Below are 20,673 nucleotides of genomic sequence, written 5' to 3'. Positions count from 1 at the left end.
GCCTTCGGCAGCGCCTACAGAACATCAACCGGTTTGTATTTTCTGCGGTGTCGGGCAATGCTGTCTGACAACCTCGCCGACCGGAACGTCCGATGCCGCTGTTGACCCTGCCCTGCCAACGCCTGACGCTGGCGATTCTTGCCCCGGATCAGGCGGAACTCGAAAGTGAGTTCTATCGCCGCAACCTGCGCCACCTCGCGCCGTGGTCGCCGATCCGTACTACTGAATATTTCTCCACCGCGCAAATCCGCCGCCGCCTCGAGATTCAGTCCAGTGCCTTCGAGGCCGGACTGGCGATGCATTTCGCGCTGTTGTCGCCGGACGGCCAGCAGATGATCGGCGCGTGCAATTTCAGCGGGGTTATTCGCGGGGCGTTTCAGGCGTGTTATCTGGGTTATCACATCGATGAAGCCCATCAGGGCCAGGGTTTGATGCAGGAGGCGCTGGAGGCTGGCATCGCGTACATGTTCGAGAGGCAGAATCTGCACCGGATCATGGCCAACTACATTCCCGGCAACGAGCGCAGTGCGCGGTTGCTGGAGCGCTTGGGTTTCGAGCGTGAGGGTTACGCCAAGGCGTATCTGAACATTGCCGGACGCTGGCAGGATCATGTGCTGACGGCGCTGGTCAATCCGCGGTTCGAAACACCGGACAAACGTTGGTCGCGACCACTCGCTTAAGCTTCACGAATTGTTCAGCATTGCCGACGTATGCTCGGGGTTCCCGCCCCTTTCGGTAGCCTGAACGTCATGTCGCGTGCCGTCACTTCGCTGTTTCTGCTTGCCGCCCTGCTGTTTTTCTTTGCGCTGGGGAACCATCAGTTGCAAGGCTCCACCGAGGCCCGCGTCGCCGGCATCGCCATGGAAATGCACCTGGACAATGACTGGGTGACGCCGCGTCTGTTCGGCGAAGCGTTTCTGGAAAAACCCCCGCTGAGTTTGTGGCTGGACGCCGGCGCCATGCGCGTGTTCGGCGTTTCGCCGTGGGCGGTTCGGCTGGCCTCGGCGGTGGCCGGGTTGTTTAGCGTGATGTTGTTGTACGGCATGTTGCGTCGCTTCGAGCGGCCGAAAAGGGTCGCATGGACGGCGGGGATTCTGCTGGCGACCATGGCCAGTTACTGGAGCAACGTACGTGGCGTCGGTGAAGACGCGCTGCTGGCGCTCGGCGTGACGGCGGCGTTGTTGGCATTTTTCCAGGCGCAGCGATTGCCGACGCTGGGCAATTCGCTGCTGTTTGTCGTCGGCATTGCCATCGCGACGTTGAGTAAAGGTGTGCTCGGTTTGGCGATGCCGGGCGTGGTGATTTTTGCTTATCTGCTGACGGACAACCTGATCGACCGGCGCTTGAAGATCAGGGATTGGTTGCGGCCGGGATTGCTCACCGTGGTTGGTTTGATTCCGCTGCTGATCTGGCTGGTGGTGCTTTATCAGCATGGCGGGGCGCAAGCGGTCAGAGAGGTGTTGTTGACCAACAGTGTCGGACGGTTCAGCGGATCGTTCGTTGAGGCCGGGCATTACGAGCCGTTTTATTACTACCTCGCCAAGCTGCCACAAGCGTTTTTGCCGTGGAATATCCTGGTGTATCTGGGGCTGTGGCACTTCCGTAAAGAGTTGAAGGCTAATCGGTATTTGCTGTTTTTCAGCCTGTGGATCGTGGCGCAGTTTGTGATGCTGACGTTGGCGTCGAGCAAGCGCACGGTGTACCTGATGTCGATGACGCCGGCGGCTGCGGTGATCGCGGCTGAGTATGCATTTGTATTGTTCGAGCGGTTGAAAGCGTACGAATCGGCGAATCGATTTGTAGGCTGGATCGCTCGGCGGCGTCAGGCATTGGGGTTCGGCGTGTTGGCGGTGGTGATCGCCGGTTATTTCGGCGCGGCGCAGTGGGCGCTGCCGAATGCGGATAAACACCTGTCGTTCCTGCCGCTGACGGAACACATTCAATCGCTGCAGGCCAGTGGTCATCAGGTGGCGTTGTTTCAGGCGAATGAACGGGTGGGCGGTGCCAGTGTTTTTTATACGCAGAGTGTGCTGAAGGGGCTGGATACGGAGGCGCAGTTGCGGGCGTTTCTGGGGGCGGCAGCGACGAATGTGGCGGTGATCTCGGCGGATGCTGAGCCTGTTGCGCCGCTGAAAGTGCTAAAGACCATGATAGTTGGGCGGCAGGCTTACTATTTCGTCGGCTATTGAATTTTTTGTAGGAGCTGAGCTTGCTCGCGAAGGCGTCATTACATGCGCCATATCCATTGCCTGATGCACCGCCTTCGCGGGCAAGCCTTGCTCCTACAGTTTTCGCGTTCGGCCACTAATCATTCAGTTGGTTGCCGGGGCTGGTATGGATAACTGTCGTTGCAGCTTCTCCGACACCGGCATCTCCAACCGCGCCCGTCCATAAAACGCCAACGCTGTCAGCAAACACGCCAACCAGACAAAGATCCCAGCCCAAAACGTGTGGGACATGTAGTGCCAACCTTGCAGGACGCGCGTCGTGCCGTAGACAAAACCGAGCAACAACGAGCCCCACAAAATCGCCTTGGAAAACCGCCACTGGTAGCGTCGCGCAACAAAGTACAGCGCCAGCATGGTGAACCCACCCGACGCGTGCCCGCCCGGCCAGCAACGGCCCTCGCCCGCTTCATGGAACAACTGGAAATTCTCGTACCACTCGACATGAGCCATTTTGCCGCCGTACAGCGTGGTCTCGATCGGGCAGTAAACGCTGGTGTGCGCCTTGAGGAAGTGAATCACCCCGGTGCAAACGGCGAACGCCACCACAACGAAGAAAAAATCCCTACGGTGATCGGCGGCAAAGCGCAGCACCGGCGCGACTCTGCTGCGCTGCAGGAAGGCACCCAGTCGTGGCCGCTTCTGCGGATTGACCAATGGCCAGATCACCGAGAACATCGCACCGATCACGGCAATCTCGCCCGTCCAGTTCGGAATAATCCGCGCCCATTTGTGCGTGATTTTTTCGAAGAGATGGATTTTGTCGAGCGGGAAAGTCTGAGTCAGCGGATCAAACAACAGGTTGCTGAAAGCGATGTCGATTTTGGTCATGTCGAACAGCAGAAACACCACCGCTGCACAGAGCAGCGGGATGCCAAAGTTATAAGCGTAGAAACGCGATTTCATCGGGTGGTCACCGTGCGCCAGTCGGAGGCTTCAATGAAGCCGAGCATCTGTGGGGCCGCCGGATTGGCAGCGGCGACAAACAGCGAAGAGCCGTAGCCGGGATCGGAGGCCGGTACGTTCAGGTCTTTCTCGATTTGCGCCATGCATTCGCTGTGGGTCACCAGGATCAGATTGCGCCCCGGCACTTTGTGCGCCAGCGCCTCCTGCAACATTCGCCCCTTGCAACTGATCAACCAATCGGCGGCGGTGGAGGTCTTGGTGAACATGTAACCGGCGGTCTGCACGGTGCGCTCGATCGGGCTGTTGTAGAGGTCGGCGTTGCTCAGGCCCAGTTGTTCAAACTGCGAACCCACCGCATCCGCGACACTGCGCGAACGTTGAGTGATGCCGTCATTGCCGCTCAGGCACGGTGCCTTGGAGTGATCGCAGCGCTCAACGTGACGCACCAGCACGATCATGTCGCCTTGCGCCCAGCCCTGCGCCAACGCCTGCGCGCCGGCGACATTGCCGTGGGCCAGATCCGGCACGGCAGCGGGTGCCAACAGCCACAGGGTCAGCGGAATCACCAGCACGGAGGCGGCTAACACCACCCCCGTGTTGCGAAAACGCGCCAAACCACTCAGATCGATCGAGCGTTTGACGCCGAACAGATTCAGTCTCAATTCCACAAAAAGCCGCCTCACCGGCATGCATCACTTGTCATTCGATGCGGCGAAGGTACAGAGGCGGGCGTGGGCAGCCAGTGAAACCCATGTGAAAAAAGTCTTGGGATCCTTTGTTACAAATTCCGTAGGACAAAATCCTTTCAGCTCTCGGCATTGCGGCCGATACAGACCTGCTAACACCCTTGCTGGCTCAAAAAAACAACAATCTTCCAGCCTAACCGACGACCAAGAAACCCAACGTTTCTGGAGGATTTTTGATGAATAGCTGGTTCGGCAACATCAGCGTGAACATGAAATTGGGCCTGGGCTTCGGCCTGGTGCTGGCCCTGACCTGCGTCCTGGCCCTGACCGGTTGGACCAGCCTCGGCGGCCTGATCGACCGCAGCAACTGGATGAGCGACATCACCCAGCTCAACTCCGGCCTGACCAAACTGCGCGTGGTGCGCCTGCAATACATGCTGACCAACGGCGATGAAACCGCCGCGCAAAACGTGCAGACCACCCTTGAAGCCTTCGCCGCGCAACAGCAGAAGTTGATCAGCAGCTTCAAGAGCCCGGAAAACGTCAAGTTGCTCAAAGCGCAGGCGGCGACGATCGCCGAATACCAGACCTCGCTGAACAAAATGCGCAACGCCTACCGCACCGCCAACAGTGCGCGCGACGCCATGAGCGTGAATGCCGACGCCGCGTACCGTCAGATCGAATCGATCAGCAAACATGTGCAGCAAATGGACATGAGCGAGCAGCGTTTCGAACAGTTCCAGGCCATCACCACCGCCAAGGAAGCGTTCATCCTCACCCGCTACGAAGTGCGCAGCTACATGGCCGCCACCAACGCCGACACCGAGCAGAAAGCCGTCGCCCAACTCGACGTGGCGATCGCCAGCCTCAAACAATTGAACGTGCATTTCGCTGACACTCAGGCAGATGCCCTGCGTCAGCTGGAAACCGCGCTGGTCAATTACCGCAGCGCATTGCAGGCGTTTAAAAACGCCAACAGCGAAGCCGTGCAGGCGCGCAAGGAAATGACCGATCAGGGCGCGACCATCGTGACCCAGAGCGAGCAGCTGTATCAGATTCAACTCGATCGTCGTGACGCCGAAAGCGCTCAGGCTCGCACCCTGCAACTGATCAGCACCCTGCTGGCGTTGCTGGTTGGCGTGATTGCTGCGGTATTGATCACTCGTCAAATCACCCGTCCTCTGCGCGAAACCATGGCCGTGGTCGACCGCATCGCCAGCGGCGACCTGACCCACAACGTCATCGTTACCCGTCGCGACGAACTCGGTGTGCTGCAACAAGGCATCGCGCGCATGGGCGTGACCCTGCGCGATTTGATCAGCGGCATCCGCGACGGCGTCACCCAGATCGCCAGCGCCGCCGAAGAGTTGTCCGCCGTCACCGAACAGACCAGCGCCGGCGTGAATAGCCAGAAAGTCGAGACCGATCAGGTCGCCACCGCGATGCACGAAATGACTGCCACCGTGCAGGAAGTCGCGCGCAACGCCGAGGAAGCCTCGCAAGCCGCTGCCGCCGCTGACGGCGAAGCCCGTGAAGGCGACAAAGTGGTCAACGAAGCCATCGCGCAGATCGAACGTCTGGCCAGCGAAGTGGTGCGTTCGACCGAAGCCATGAGCGTGCTGCAACAGGAAAGCGACAAGATCGGCAGCGTCATGGACGTGATCAAAGCCGTCGCCGAACAGACCAACCTGCTCGCCCTCAACGCTGCGATTGAAGCGGCACGTGCCGGTGAAGCCGGTCGTGGATTTGCCGTGGTTGCCGACGAAGTGCGTGGCCTGGCCCAGCGCACGCAGAAGTCCACCGAAGAAATCGAAGGCCTGGTCGCCGGTCTGCAGAACGGCACCCAGCAGGTTTCGGCAGTGATGAACAACAGCCGCGCACTGACCGACAGCAGCGTCGCGCTGACGCGCAAGGCCGGCCTATCACTGGAAAGCATCACCCGCACGGTGTCGAATATTCAGTCGATGAACCAGCAGATCGCGGCGGCGGCTGAACAGCAGAGCGCAGTGGCGGAAGAGATCAGCCGCAGCATCATCAACGTGCGCGACGTCTCGGAGCAGACCGCAGCGGCGAGTGATGAAACCGCGGCGTCGAGTGTTGAGCTGGCGCGCCTGGGTGGTCAGTTGCAGCAGATGGTCAGCCACTTCCGGGTCTGATTCGACCGCTAAACTGTCCGTTGCACGTCTCCGGCGCTGGAGCCGTGCAACGACATGTACAGCGCCCGAAGCATGTCCCGCCTCCTCCCTTCAAATTCCTACATCCTCGTGATCCCTTTCCGATGTGCAGCGGCGAATATCCTGTGTCCAACGGCCGCAATGGCTGACAGCGCTGTCGAAGCGTCCCGCGTAGTGTCGATTCTCCACAGAGAAGGAGACAACCGGGATGACCGACCGAACACTGCTCAAGACGTTGATCCAGACGCACAGTCCGAAAGATCAGGAGAGCGAGTTCAAAGAGCTTTTCGACAAGGATCTGAAGTTCGGCTCGATCTTCGACATCACCCGACTGACCGAGGCCGAATTCGCCGCCAGGGTTCGCGCCGGCATTGAAGCCAGACAATCACTGCGCCAACTGTCGTCCTCAATCGATACAAAAACGCTTTTCGACAATGTCAGATGCCTCGCGGCGCAGCTCACTCATCTTTACCGAGAGCAGCGCACTTCAGATGGAAAAGCACAACACCACTGGCATCCGTCGAGCATTCGCAAATCCGAGGAACAAGCCCCCACTTACACCCATCTGTTCATGGAAAACTGGGACGATGCCTGCAAGGTCGATTCGATTGCCGCCATCGATTCGCAGGTCGCCTATCTCCGCGCGCTGTACCTGTTTGCCCTGCAACTGGAGTCAAGTCCCTCAGTAAACAGCGAAGAGAAAAACGATCGAATTCTTTTGGCTACACGACGCCCGGATCTGTCGCTACTGTCGATCAGTCATCAAAGCACCTTCACTGCTCAACCGATGCTCAGGATCGTCAACGAAACGCTGGATAACAATATTCGCGCAGGGCTGTTATCGGCCCCCGACAAAGCTCAATCGACCTATAAACTGCTGGCTCAACGGCAGTTCCCTTTCGTCCTTCCCTACGAATTCTTTCATCACCAATGCCTGCTGGGGCTGAACGAAAAAAACACTGCGCTGGGCGAGTTGAACTATCGCATCAGCCAGCATCTCCCCTTAAGCCAGCATGAAAGCCATCTTTATGGCAGCGTGCCGCAATCTTCACCGCGTGTGGCACAGGCCCTGATGTCAGGGTTGGGACCCAAGCGTCAGGCACTTCTGACTGACTGGCCTGATGCCAGAACACTGTCGAGCGTCGCAAGTGATTCGTTTACAGCCGAGCAACAGTCGCAATACTGGAAACCTGTTTACGGCCCGGCAACGACCGACGATCTCAGTCACATCAGCACCTTCCTCGAGCGAACCGAGCTCAATGCCGACCAGTTGGAGGCAGTACTCGCGCAAGGCCGATACGCCCTGCACAACTCCCCTCAGAATCGTCTGGGGGCGAGCTCATTCGGTGCCGGTACAGCCCGTTACGTCAACGGTGCGACTAGCGCCCGCTACCCGGCGATGACGATCGACCGAAACGCGAAACCTGCGCGCATCACACATGCAACCGCGCAACGTTTAGAGCGCTTGCATCGAATGATTCGCCTGCAACGCTGGCTGGAGATGCCCTTTGCCGATCTGGATGTCCTCATCTGCAGTGCCATGGGCTCGCCGCGCGCACCTGAACCCAGTCTGCAAATTGATCGCTATGTGATTCGCGCACTCGGTGTGTATCGATATTTTCAGCGCAACTATTCACTCAAGGCTGAGGAATTCGCCGCATTACTGCACCTTGTATCAACGTCCGCGACCAGTAATGAGCCGGCACTCTTTGACCGGATCTTCAATCAGGCGCGCTTGTTCGATGAGCCGCTGTTGCTTGATGGCCGAGCGTTTTCGTCAAACCCGACAGATCCACTCTCGCATTCGGTTCTGCAGCATTTGAGTGCCAGCCTGGGTATTCCCCTGTCGGAAAACGCGCTGTTGCACATTGTGAAAAATACCGAGAAACAACTGGGCTCGCTGAAGTGCGACGCGCACACGTTGTCTTCCATTTACCGCCAGGCTCGCATTGCGCAGCTGTTCGGCTTCACCGTCAGTGAAAGTGCGACGCTGGCGAATCTGTTGGGCGGAGAAAGGATTGCCGCGTATCTGGTGTCAGGTCAGACCAAAGAGCATGAAATCAAGGTCGATTGCTCCGATCTTGAAGGGCTCAAGATAAACCTGTCCATCGGCGCCCCATTGTCGGCGGACATGAAGCACTGGCACTTGCTTCCTGGCTCCAGCATCGAGATAGGAACGGCTTTTTTTTCCGACTCGATCGACAACGTCATCACTGTCCGCTATCCCCGCAATTCATCCGGGGGAACGCCTGAACTCTATTTCAAGATGCCTCATGGGGTCGCGGCGAATACCGTCACGCCCTTATCGGGGACTGTGTCCACCTACGGTGGCACTCTCGATGAACTGCTGCAGTTGCAAAGCCCTTTCGTAACGCTAACCAGGCAGGGCGCAAACCGGGCACTGTTTGAAACCTACGTAAAGGTCACACTGACCAGCGCCGAGAGCCCGCCACGGGATCTCGACATGCTTGATGTCCTGATGCAAATGGACTGGATCAGCCGCTGGATCAAGCAGTCCGTCTTTGACATCCCGGGACTTCAGCAGCTCCTCGAGCCGGCAAGCAGCAGCGAGCAAATGCTGGGTAAGTTGCTGCAACACTTCACCAGTCTGCAGGCTGCAACACGAAAAGCCGTGGTGACGACGCCCGAGTTGGCAGCCTTGTCATTGCCCGACAGTGCGAATTTGCGCGCAGAGTTGGCGATCGACTTGCTCGATGAAAATGGTCTGGTGAAAAATTTCGCGCCGCTGGCAACGGACGACGCCTCTGAAAAGATGGACGCGGCCCTCGAGAAATTACCCGCGCTGTTGATTCACGTCGACGACGACGCGGAAAGTCAGAGACTAAAGAAAAACGCCCGACAAAAACTCAAAGACCTGCTCCTGCCAGCCCATGATCGACAGCAACATCTGATCGAGACGTTTCTTCAGGAAACCTGCTGGCTTCCCATGACGTGTGCAAAGGGCGTAGTGATCTGGGCGAAGTCCTCGATCCACCGAATCCTGCTTGCCGCATTGTCCTCGGAACGCTTGAACGATCTCGCATCGACCCTCGAACCCGTCCTGCGCCATGCCCGGGCGGCCGTTCAGCTGCAAATGAGCAACAGGGCATTACAGGTTTTCCAGAACCATCCTGATTGGCTGCAACGCTCGAATTCGGCATTGGCGCTGACACTCGAGACCCTCTACCTGCTCGACCGGCTAGTCCATTGCATGACGACCCATCAGCATGATGAAGAAAGCCTGTTGAATTATCTGGAGCTGGCCAACGAACCCGGCTCATCCGCGGACGCCAGCAACCTTCATCTGGCGCGACTGCTGAACTGGACGCCGGCGCAAGTCAGTCTGTTGACCGCCCGATTACCCCGCTCACGGGCCAGCACCATGGAGGACATTGACTGGCTTGTGCGCTGTCACGACACCTGCGCAAAAACCGGCCTCGGCGCGGCGGCCTTGCTTGACGCGACCAGACTGCAGAACGACAGCCCTGAAGAACACTGGAAATCCGTCGGTGAGGCGGTAATGGCCAGCGGAAACTGATCCCATCTCATGCTCAAGGAACGAACATGAAAGCACTGATCGAAAAACAACTTGAAGAAAGCCTGCGTGACGCGCTGCTCGGGCTCTATCTATCCTTGATCGATTCGGACGTTTCAAACAGCGGCGACATTAAAACGCAGCTCAAGACCGCCAATGACCTCTACCACCACTTGCTGCTGGACGTACTGGTCAGCCAGGATGTGCCGACCAGCCCGGTGGCTTGCGCTATCGCCAGCCTGCAGCAATACATCAACAGCATTCTGGATAGCATGGAGCAGGGGTATCACACGGCCGTCGTTGCACCCGACCAGATTGAAACCTGGCGCACGGCGATGCATGAATACCAAGGCTGGGCAACTAACGAACGCCTGCACTATTTCCCGGCGGCCTATCTTGATCCAACGCTGCGCCAGAACAGCACCGAGAGCTTCAAGAAACTGGAAAACGACCTCAACCAGAACCAGTTAAGCATTGAGTCTGTACAAACCACGGTACTGGCTTATCTGAGCAGGCTGGAAGAAGTGGCAAACCTGAAAACCGTCAACGGTTACATCGACGGCAGCGTTTTCAGCGCCAGTACTTATTACTTTGTTGCCAGATCCAGAACGGCGAACACCTGGTACTGGCGCTCACTGGACATGACGAAAAGACCTAGCGTCCCTGAGTCACTGACCAGCCAATACGATGCGCCCGAACCCCAGGCCTGGTCGGACTGGAACCGCTTCGATCTACCCTTTTCCGAAAGCGCCATTGAACACACTGTCCGTCCCGTGATGTTCAACAAGCGCCTGTATGTGATCTGGGCCGAATGCATCTTTCAAGACAAGGCCTCAAGCAACAGCGATCCAGGGAAGCCCAAGACCAACCCTTTATTCCGTCTGAATATGTGTTTCAAGAAATACGATGGAAGCTGGAGTACGCCCACAAGCTGCGTGCAAGCCTATGGGCTACATACAGAGATGCACACGCTGAGCGTGGAGCAAGTGCTGAAGGGCACACAGACTATCGCTGTCTACGATCAGAATGATGCGTGCCTGTTGGTCGCGCTGTATGTCACTGACGTGCCATACGTCAAAAAGGCTGCGAAACATTTGCTCTGGATGTCGGCGCAGATCGACAAGGATGCCATCTCCAGATCCGACATTCGTGCAAGCGGTCTGCTAGAGGCTGACACAGACGTTCCTCTGAGAAATCTTGCCGAGCACTTTCCGCCGGGTGAGCAACGACAACTGCAATTTCTCCATGAAGCGCTTCAGAACGAGCGCACCGCCCCCAGCATCAACACTCACTTCGATGGGAAGACAGGAACCACTGAGTTCATCGACTTCGCCGGATCCGAGATCGAGTTCACGGAATCCGGCAGCACAGTCACTGAAAAGCAAAAACGCTCGCCCATCCGAATGAACATCACGTTCGCCAGGCATCTGATCGAACGTGCCGAAGCCAGCATGGATGAGTTGCTGAGCTGGAGTTCACAGCACTTGCCCGAGCCGCCCTTCGAGGCGGGCGGCGATGCCGGGGTAATGGATTTCCATGGTGCCTACGGTCGTTATTTCTTCGAGCTATTTCTCTATTTGCCGTGGCTGGTAGCCCATCGTTTCAATCAGGAGCGGCAATACGCTCACGCCGAAAACTGGTTGCAGTACCTGTTCAATCCCGGTCGTAAAAAAATCGCGGGCGGCAGCCCTGATTACTGGAACTCAGTACCGCTGACTTCCAGCACTCCGGCGCCAGGGCAACTCAGCCATGCCATTCAGGGCCCGCAGGATCCGCATCAAATCGCACTGAGTCACCCGGTTCACTTTCGAAAAGCCTTGTACATGCTCCATATCGACATCTTGCTCAATCGCGCCGATGCCGCCTATCGCCGGTTGACCCCCGACGGTTTATCGCAGGCAAAGCTATGGTATGTCCGGGCAGCGGATTTGCTCGGGCCGCGCCCGGATATCCGCCAGACCGACATCTGGAACGCGATAACCCTCGGCGACTTCAGCAGCGAGATCAACGCGGATCTGCGCAGTTTTGAAAAAAAACTGAGCACCGAAAACAAAGACATATCGGCACAGGAAAATCTGGCACCTGAGGTGTGCGTGCGTCCTTACGCCCATCCACCGTCGATCCATACCATCGATACCCCGCACCTGCGGTTGCCCTTCAATCCCGTATTGATCGCGCACTGGGACAGACTGGAAAGTCGCTTGCACAACCTCCGGCACAATCTCGATATCGTCGGCCGGCCCTTAAACCCTCCAATCTTCGGTTCAACTTCGGACTCGGGCGATCCATTGAGCACCAATCCGCCAAAAGCGGCGGAGCCCGGCAACGTCCAGCGCTCCGGTCTGGTGATTCCACCCTACCGCTTCAGCGCAATGCACGCCCAAGCCATGACGGCGGTGGAAAGTGTCATCCAGTTCGGGGCGACGCTGCTGTCCTTTATCGAACGTAGCGAGCAGGCCAGCTATCTGGAGCTGCAACAACACCATGTCTGGGACATCGCCAACATGGCCGTCGAACTGCAGACACATTCCCTGACCATCGACCGCAAGTCCCGCGAGGCATTGCTTGCCGGTAGAGCCATCCTAGAGGGACGCCGGGACTACTACAGCAAGCTGGTTGATGAAGTCCTCAATCCTGAAGAAGTCGGCGCCGCCGTTGCCCATCTGACCGGGCGCATTGCCGAGGCTGGCGCGCATGCGGCACAGGCCGTCGGCCATGGATTGACGCTCGTACCGAATATTTTCGGCCTGGCCGACGGTGGATTTCGTCTGGAAGGCGGCCCTATGGCTGTGGCAGCAGCGGCAATGGGTGCAGCCACTGCCGCCCACGGAACCGGCGAAGCGCTCGAACGGGCCGCCCAATACCGTCGCCGCCATCAGGAATGGCTATTCGCCCGCGACCAGGTCACCCTCGAAATTGCCCAGATCGATGCCCAACTGGCGCTGGAGGCCGAAAAGGAAGCCGCCTCGCAACTGCTATTACGACAAACCCGGACGGCACTGAACCAAGCCCGCAACGCCTACAACTTTCTCAGCAAGCGTTTTACCAACTCACAGCTTTATCAGTGGTTCACCAATCAGCTCTCGAGCTTCTACTACCAGGTGTATGACTCGACACTCGCCCTGTGCCGACTGACGGAACAGTGTTGGCGCTATGAGCTGGCCGACGATTCAACCCCGCCCTTCTTTGAGCATCTGGCGTGGAATACCACCTATCGGGGTCTGGGCCCGGGTGAGCGAATGAAGCTTGGGTTGCTGTAGATGAACGATGCCTACCTGCTGTGCCATGACCGCGAACTGGAGATTCGCAAGACCGTGTCGCTGCGACGACTCAAGCAGAAAGAGGACGATCTGCCAGGCGGGGCGAAATCCATCAACAAGTCTTGGGATGACATCGTCCCCGGGGATGGCGGCAACCCGGCGATGCAAGGCATCAAATTCGAGCTGGTGAACAATGGATCCTGCGAGTTCGAGTTGAGCCAATCGCTCTTCGACCATGACTATCCCGGACACTGTCTGCGCCGGATCAAAAGCATCAGTGTTTCGCTGCCGGCCATCGTTGGCCCTTATGAAGATATCCGCGCCACGCTGACCCAAACCGCGAGTGAAGTGGTCTTGCCCGGCGACGGCAAGACTGTCCTCAAACAGGCAAGATTGAATCAGCAAATCGCATTGTCGACGGGCGTCGATGACAGCGGCCTGTTCATGCTGAACTTTCAGGATGAGCGCTTCTTGCCATTCGAATACACCGGTGCGGTCTCGAAGTGGAAGTTGTCCTTTCCCAATCACCGCTCGCAAAGAGCCATGCTCGAATCGCTCACCGATGTCATCGTTCACCTGCGCTACACCGCCAGGGTCGGAGGGCTCACGCCATGACCCAAGACCCTCAACTCATTGCAACGCCGCAGTCGCTACCCAAGGGAGGCGGCGCGATTCAATCGCTCGGAGCGGAAATCGGAACGGTCGGTTCCAGCGGCGCGGCCACCTGCGAAATCGCCTTGCCGATCTCGGCAGGTCGCGGTTATGCGCCAGCACTGTCCTTACGCTACAGCTCCAGCCACGGCAATGGGATATTCGGCCTGGGTTGGTACCTGCCAGTGCCGACCATATCCCGGCGCACCAGCCTGGGCGTACCGGCATACAACGATGAGGATTTGTTCGTCGGCCCCGAAGGCACGGTCTGGATGCCCGACCGGAACAAGGACAGCGGTGCGATCGAATCCACCCGGAAACACTACGCTGACGATACGACAAACCCCGTTCATAGCGTGGTGCGCTACCGCCCCCGGGTCGAGCGCGGCTTCGACCGCATCGAACACTGGGCGAGCGCTGATAACCCGGTCGGGTTCTGGCTGGTAGGCAGCGCGGATGGCCACCAGCACGTCTATGGCAAAACACCGTCGGCACGCCGCGCTGATCCGGCCCACCCTGATCACGTTGCGGAATGGTTGCTTGAAGAAAGCATGAATGCCCACGGTGAACACATCGTTTACGAGTACACCGCCGAGACCCTCGCTACAGGCATCCAGTGTTACTTGACCCGTGTGCGCTATGGCAACGTCACTGGCGCTCCACAGCTTTACGCATTCACCCATCCATCCGCCACTGATCGACGCTGCCATTTCGAGTTATGTTTCGACTACGGCGAACGTGCGGCCACGCTGGAGGACAAACCTGACGTCGCGGGGCGAGCCATCTTAGAGGAGCGTCCAGATCCGTTCTCGGACTTTCGCTATGGTTTCGAGTTGCGCACCACGCGCCTGTGCCGGCAGGTGCTGATGTTTCACCATTTCCCCGATGAAGAAAAAATGACCAGCGGCCCGATACTGGTACGCCGCGCTTTGTTCGAGTACCAGACCTCGCCCCTGTCCTGTAGTTTGCTGACCGCCGTGTTCAATCAGGCCTATGGCAGTGACGGCAATACCGATTACCTGCCTCCGCTCGAGTTCTCCTACACCCCGTTTGACTGGCAACCCGAGACAAACCGGTTCCAGCCCTTCGAAGTGCTGAACACGCTGCAACATCCGCCCTTGTTCCAGTTTGTCGACCTGTACGGCGAGGGTCTGCCGGGGATTCTTCAGCAGACTGAAAAAGCATGGCGTTACTGTGCCCCCAAACGTCATGAGGACGGCGGCGATCGCGTGGACTATCTGCCTGCGCAATTACTGCCACGCATCCCCGTCGCTGACACCGGCAAATCAGTCCGGCAAATCCTTGGCCATTTCACCGGCAATGACCGACCGGACTGGCTAATGCTCCAACCGGGCATCAGCGGCTTTTTTACCCTTGATGCTAGGGGCAAATGGTCTGGATTCACGCCTTTTGAGGCATTCCCCACAGAGTTTTTCCAGGCCAACGGACAGTTGGTCGATCTGATGGGGACGGGCCTCGGCGATCTGGCCATCATCGGCCCCCGCAGCGTGAGGCTGAATGCCAGCCTGGGCAAGGCAGGGTTCAAAACGGCAACCGACATACTGCGCATGCCTGATGACGATGACTTGCCCAGTGACAACCACTCCCCCTGCGAGCTGGTGGCCTTCAGCGATGTGCTGGGCAGCGGCCAGCAACATCTGGTGCGCATTCGTCACAACGAAATGAAGTGCTGGCCGAATCTCGGACGAGGCCAATTCGGCAAAGGCCGGGTCATTGCCCCACTTGATTTTGCCTACGAATCTTTCGATGCATCGCGCATTTTGCTGGCTGACCTGGATGGCAGTGGCGCCACCGACCTGATCTATCTGCAAGCCGATGGTGCCCGTATTTTCATGAACTGCTTTGGCAACGGACTGGCGGCACCGATCAAATTGCCTTGGCCCAATGGCCTGCACCTGGATCGTTTCTGTCAGGTCAGGGCAGCCGACCTGCAGGGAACCGGTTGCTCCAGCCTGGTGATCGAGATACCGGGAAGCGCGACGAGGTATTGGCGCTATGACTTCGTCAACGGTAAACCGTACTTGCTCGGTACAACCGACAACAACATGGGCGCCATTCACAGCATCCGCTATCGCAGTTCTGCCCAAGAGTGGCTGGATGAGAAAAAACAGTTACTGGCAAAGAACAAAAAAACGCTCTGTCGATTGCCGTTTCCGTTACCCGTGGTCAAGGAGCAGACCGTGCACGACGAAATTACCGACAATCGATTAACCCGCCAATTCACTTACCGACGCGCAGCCTACGACAGCAAAGAGCGTGAGTTCCGCGGTTTCGGATTGCTTGAACAGACAGACAGCCTCGAGAGCGGATCCAGCCCCTACAGCGCTCATTCCCCGCCAATGCTCAGTAAAACCTGGTTCCACAGCGGTGACACCATTGATCCACTGTTGCCGGTTTCGGACTGGCGTGACAAAGACGCGGTCGCCTTGAAACCTGCCATTCAGAACACAGGCGAAAGCTGGTCTCCCGACACCCACAAACGCAAGGCGGCGACAGCTCACTGGAAATCCCGTCAGCGTGAGATGGCCATCGCGTTGGCGGGCAGCGTCCTCCGTGAAGAAACTTACGCCCGCGATGCCGATGCACGATCAGTGGTTCCTTATTCAGTGCAGACGTATCGTTATCAACTGAACGAACTCCGGGGGCGGGGCAAGCACAGTCCCTGTTCCATCGTGCACCCCGTACTTGCCGAAACGGTGCGCCTTGAATACGAGCGGATCGCCGATGATCCGCAATGCCGCCATACACTCAATCTGCAATGGGATCAGTACGGGTTTACCACCCACTCCATGGAGATCCGTTATGCCCGACGTAAACAGGCCACTGATGCCAGTCCCTTCACTGATGAGTGGCAACAACAATGGTGGCGTGATGCGCATGACGATCAACAGCAGTTTTACTACGTGCAGGAAAACCGAGAACGCTTCATTCATCTGGATGCAGGGCAGAACCATCGCCTGGGATTGCCGTATCTACAATGCGCCCACGCCTTGAGATTGCCCAAGTCGCCGCTGCCCGACGGACTCGACCCCGCCGGCATCAACCATGAAAGCATGCTGAAACTGAGCGCCACCGCTCGCTGGAAAACCTTGCGCGTCTTGACCGCTCTGTCGGTGCTGCGCTACCGCGATAGCAAGACTGATGAAACATTGGCCGATGGCCAGGCAAGTATCGAAGCGCTGGTGGATCATCGCGAAACTGCCGAGATCAACGACTTGGCACTCAAAGCCTTCGCCACACTCCAGACCGCGCCCCGTGCTGTTGATATCCGCGAAAAACTGCAAGCCAGCGGCTACCGGAATATGACCATCGCGCCGCCACTGCAAGACACTTGGGCGATTGCCGCAGACCTCTGGTCGGTGCGACGCGATTACACCACTTACCAGGGCGCAGACGGTTTTTTCAGACCCAAAACGTTCAGCGCCAGCAGACAACAGGGGCGGACTACGATCGGCTATGACCGTTACCATTGCCTGATTACTTCGATCACGCTGCCGGATCAATGCACCACGCAAACACGCGCCATTGACTATCGAACCCTGAGCGCCACCCAACTGATCGACCCCAACGGCATCATCCGAGAAGCGCGTTACGATGGCTTTGGAAACGTGCGCGTGCTCAGCCAGTACAAAAACACCGTCGACAAGCAACAGGGTTTCAAACCGCTCGACGCTCATCCGTTGAACACGTCAACTGTCGCCGCCATCGAGTCGCCTCAGCAGTCCTTGCAACAAGCGGCCAGCGCATTTTTCTATGCCCCTCTGAGCTGGATGGGAACGGTGGCACCTGTCGATGCTGAACAAGAGTCGCAATGGCGCAATCAGGCGATCGCGTCCGGAGAATTGCTCCCGGGCGGGTTCATTCGCGCCAGCACCCGCAAACGCTTGCAGCAACTCGCAACCCTGACACCGGCGCAACGCTACTTGCGGCGTGAGACAAGTAACGCCGTGCGTGAACCGGTGCACAGTGTTGCATTGCAGGCTGATCGCTACCCGGACGCTGCCGGGCAACAGATCGGCATCATGATCGCCAGTCAGGACGGCTTTGGCCGGCCTCTGCAAACCAAACAGAAAGTCGATGCACGCTGGCGAGTCAGTGCACCGGTGGAATACGACAACAAGGGTCGAGTCATCCGCCTCTACCGGCCATGGTTCAGTGACGATTACCGCTACAGCCACGACGCGATAAAACGTACATCGGGCTTTTGCGATCAACAATTCTACGATCCCGCAGGGCGATTGATCAGGGTCATCAATGCCAGCGGTGATGAGCGCCGATATGCCTATCACCCTTGGTACACCCTGAGCGAGGACGAAAACGATACCCACGCCGACAAGCCTTTCGAGAACACGCTTTCGCTTGAGCCGGGAGACGCATCATGAGCGCTCTTCATCGCCATACGCCGACCCTGAACGTCGTCGATAGCCGCGGGGTTCAAATCCGCCAGGTCAGGTACTTGTGCAATGACCCTTTCAGCCGTCCGCAGGCACGCATCAGCAGAAGCCTGCACGACATCTACCGGCAGTCCGTCGAGCACCATTCACCCACGGTCGATGCCAGTCCCTCCATCACAGATTTCAGCGAAATCACCAGCCTGTCCGGTGCAATCCTGTTGACCCGAAGCGTTGATGCTGGCTGGTGCGTCAGCCTGTTCGGGGAGGCTGGGCAACTTGAGGAAAAGTGGGATGCGCGCGGCAGTCACTGGCAGTTCGAACACGATAGCCTGATGCGTCCGATAGTGATCCTCGAGCAACACAACGCTGGCCCACAACAAGCCATGGAGCGCTTGGCCTACGCCGACGGCTCGACCGACAATGCGCGCTATAACCTGTGCGGCCGTCTGGTTCGTCATGACGATAGCGCCGGCAGTCGAGCGTTGGCGGAGTACGATCTGCATGGCAACCTGATTGGCGAAACCCGGCGCTTGCTGAAACAGCCGCTCACGGGGGGCTGGCCAAAAATCCCTGAAGAGCGGGAAACCCTGCTGGAAAGTGATCCCGGCTTCTCGACAGCCTGGGAGTACGCTGTGACGGGTGAGCTGCGAATGCAAAACGACGCCAGCGGGCATATCCAGCGTCGCGAATTCGATGTGGCGGGCCAACTGAAGAAAATCACGTTGCAAAAGCACGATGACACCGGGCAAACGCTGATTCTCGACCAGGTGACCTACAACGAGCAGGGGCAGATCACTTCGCAGAATGTCGGTGGCAAAATCACCCAGCAGACGTCTTACCAGCCCGCCAATGGCTGGGTGAAGGAACGCAAGGTGGCCACGGCCGATGGTCGAATCCTGCAATCAATGCACGTCGACTACGATCGGGTCGGCAATGTCGTGAGCGTTACGGATAGCAGCAAGGCCGAGCAACACCACACCAACCAGCGCATCCTCCCCGTCAGTACTTATGAGTACGACAGCCTTTATCAACTGATCCAGGCGACAGGACGGGAGATAAAAGGCGCGCGCGTGCAAGCGTCGCTCCCTGCCTGGCTCCCTGCGTCCGGTGACCTCAGTCGTTTGGTCAATTTCACTCAGCGATACAGCTACGACGCGCGCGGCAACCTCATAACGTTGCGGCATCAATCTGAAGGCAACAACTACACCCGCGCCCTGCAAGTCGCCGTCGGCAGTAACCGCGCCCTGCGCAGGAAAAAGGGCGATGTCCCACCCGATCTCGACAATGGCTTCGACGCCAATGGCAACCAGCTCGCCCTGCAACCGGGCCAGCCGCTGGAGTGGGATAACCGCAACCAACTGCAACGTGTTGCGGTGATTGAACGAGCCGATGGCGACGCCGACCAGGAAACCTATCTCTACGACGCCAATGGTCAACGCGTACGCAAACGTCAAATTCGAAAAGCCCACGCCACCACACATCTGCGCCAGACGCTGTATTTGCCGGGACTGGAAGTGCGCACTGACAGCAGGTCAACGCTTGATGTCATCACCGTCGACGCGGGAGCGTGCCAGGTCACGTGTCTGTACTGGAAAAAAGGCCGCCCTGACGCCATCAATAATGGTGCTCTGCGATACACCTTTAATGACCATCCCGCCTGCACCACACTGGAACTCGATGGCGACGGCCAACGCATCAGTGAGGAAGGCTATTACCCTTTTGGTTCGACCGCATGGCGGGCGGCACGGAGCGAAATCGTGGCCAACTACCGCACCGTTCGCTACTCCGGCAAAGAGCGCGATGCCAGCGGGCTGTATTACTACGGCTCGCGTTACTACGCGCCCTGGCTCCAACGCTGGATCAGTGCGGATCCGGCCGGGAGGGTAGACGGGTTGAATCTGTATGCGTTCGTCGCCAACAATCCACTGCGGTACAAGGATCACGCCGGCCTCTTCAAGTATGAAATCGGCACTTTCAGTACCCAGCCCACAGCCCCGGCCCCGGCGGCTACACGCGCTTCGGTTGCGCACAGCGCTTCCAGTGCGTATCTGGATCCTGGCGATCTTGAGCGTTACAGACTGGCCTATGACACGATCTGGACGACACGCTCATTACTTTCAAACGGCCCAGGCAATCAGATCGGCGCCATTTCCAATAGTCTGGAGCTGTCCTCGACAATGACCAATGCCCTGCGCGCCAACGTCGGGCAACCATCGGCCGTGCAGCCCTGGGCACAACACGCAGTGGCCGCTGCGACCGGCAATTGCGATGAATACGCTGTCGTCAGTTCCAGCCTGCTCTCATCCTCAGCACGCAACAGCCAGCTACTTCCCGTTCACCTCTCGGAAATTCCCGGACACAGATTCACGTTACTGGGAGACCCTGGCCTGGATCCGCTGGTCATCGATCCTTGGGTGATTTATCCAATGCCGCACTTGCTTTCGGAGAGTCGCTACCCCCAAGTAGCTTCAAGCCTCAACGTCACTCCGCGGATGCCGCAGGATCCGGCGTATGAAATTGCCATGGCTGACGTCGCTGCGCTCGCGCCGCTGTATGCGCAACAGCCGCAACAAAATCCGACGCTGGTTAACGACCAGTTGGTGCAGGCCTATTCAACCGGGGCTTCAAGTACCTGGATATGGCATCAACTGACTTCCCAACAGCAGTCCACCGACATCAACATCAGCGACGGCTTCAATTTCTTCAATTTCGCTGAAGTCCCCGTGGGGCATCTCAACCAGATTGAGATTGAAACCCGGCTGGCTGATGACATAGGCAACATGTTCCCCGCGAACTACTTCAAGCGGTTCTGATTAAGCGT

Annotated in this window: 10 protein-coding genes and 1 pseudogene; 9 read left to right on the top strand and 2 right to left on the bottom strand. The window is 58.0% G+C overall.

The window, feature by feature from the left end:
* The first annotated feature begins 92 nt into the window (after positions 1-92).
* Complete coding sequence (gene rimJ, locus GVL50_RS10670; RefSeq protein WP_159812875.1) at positions 93-680, top strand: ribosomal protein S5-alanine N-acetyltransferase; 588 nt, start codon at positions 93-95, stop codon at positions 678-680.
* A gap of 69 nt (positions 681-749) precedes the next feature.
* Complete coding sequence (locus GVL50_RS10665; RefSeq protein WP_159812874.1) at positions 750-2,189, top strand: glycosyltransferase family 39 protein; 1,440 nt, start codon at positions 750-752, stop codon at positions 2,187-2,189.
* Positions 2,190-2,312: 123 nt separating this feature from the next.
* Here the strand turns inward: GVL50_RS10665 and GVL50_RS10660 are convergent, their stop codons facing one another.
* On the bottom strand, positions 2,313-3,131 hold the full coding sequence (locus GVL50_RS10660) for a phosphatase PAP2 family protein (protein ID WP_159812873.1): 819 nt from the start codon (positions 3,129-3,131) through the stop codon (positions 2,313-2,315).
* Positions 3,128-3,799 (bottom strand): histidine phosphatase family protein, encoded by a 672-nt coding sequence (locus GVL50_RS10655; protein ID WP_159812872.1) that lies wholly within the window; start codon positions 3,797-3,799, stop codon positions 3,128-3,130. Before GVL50_RS10655 ends, GVL50_RS10660 begins: the two co-directional genes overlap by 4 nt.
* Before the next feature lie 254 nt (positions 3,800-4,053).
* On the opposite strand from GVL50_RS10655, the pseudogene GVL50_RS29435 reads away from it, so the two are divergent.
* From GVL50_RS29435 to GVL50_RS10630, 7 genes and pseudogenes are all read left to right on the top strand, one after another.
* Positions 4,054-5,115, top strand: a pseudogene (locus GVL50_RS29435) (methyl-accepting chemotaxis protein); the annotation flags it as partial.
* Positions 5,110-5,973: a methyl-accepting chemotaxis protein gene (locus GVL50_RS29430; RefSeq protein ID WP_371262359.1), complete on the top strand. Its 864-nt coding sequence runs from the start codon at positions 5,110-5,112 to the stop codon at positions 5,971-5,973. The pseudogene GVL50_RS29435 and the gene GVL50_RS29430, both read left to right, overlap by 6 nt.
* 226 nt (positions 5,974-6,199) lie before the next feature.
* The gene (locus tag GVL50_RS10645; protein ID WP_159812870.1) at positions 6,200-9,529 is read left to right on the top strand and encodes a Tc toxin subunit A; all 3,330 of its coding nucleotides are present in this window, start codon (positions 6,200-6,202) and stop codon (positions 9,527-9,529) included.
* A gap of 26 nt (positions 9,530-9,555) precedes the next feature.
* On the top strand, positions 9,556-12,786 hold the full coding sequence (locus GVL50_RS10640) for a neuraminidase-like domain-containing protein (RefSeq protein WP_256671850.1): 3,231 nt from the start codon (positions 9,556-9,558) through the stop codon (positions 12,784-12,786).
* Positions 12,787-13,401, top strand: coding sequence for a hypothetical protein (locus GVL50_RS29010; RefSeq protein ID WP_256671849.1), 615 nt, complete (start codon positions 12,787-12,789; stop codon positions 13,399-13,401).
* Positions 13,398-17,840: a SpvB/TcaC N-terminal domain-containing protein gene (locus GVL50_RS10635; RefSeq protein ID WP_159812868.1), complete on the top strand. Its 4,443-nt coding sequence runs from the start codon at positions 13,398-13,400 to the stop codon at positions 17,838-17,840. The genes GVL50_RS29010 and GVL50_RS10635 overlap by 4 nt, the downstream gene beginning before the upstream one ends.
* Positions 17,837-20,665 (top strand): RHS repeat-associated core domain-containing protein, encoded by a 2,829-nt coding sequence (locus GVL50_RS10630; protein ID WP_159812866.1) that lies wholly within the window; start codon positions 17,837-17,839, stop codon positions 20,663-20,665. Before GVL50_RS10635 ends, GVL50_RS10630 begins: the two co-directional genes overlap by 4 nt.
* Positions 20,666-20,673: the final 8 nt, after the last annotated feature.

Origin of the sequence: Pseudomonas sp. 18058, assembly GCF_902706155.1 — a bacterium.
GTDB classification, from domain to species: domain Bacteria; phylum Pseudomonadota; class Gammaproteobacteria; order Pseudomonadales; family Pseudomonadaceae; genus Aquipseudomonas; species Aquipseudomonas rustica.
This window is presented reverse-complemented; position numbering and strand designations above follow the sequence as displayed.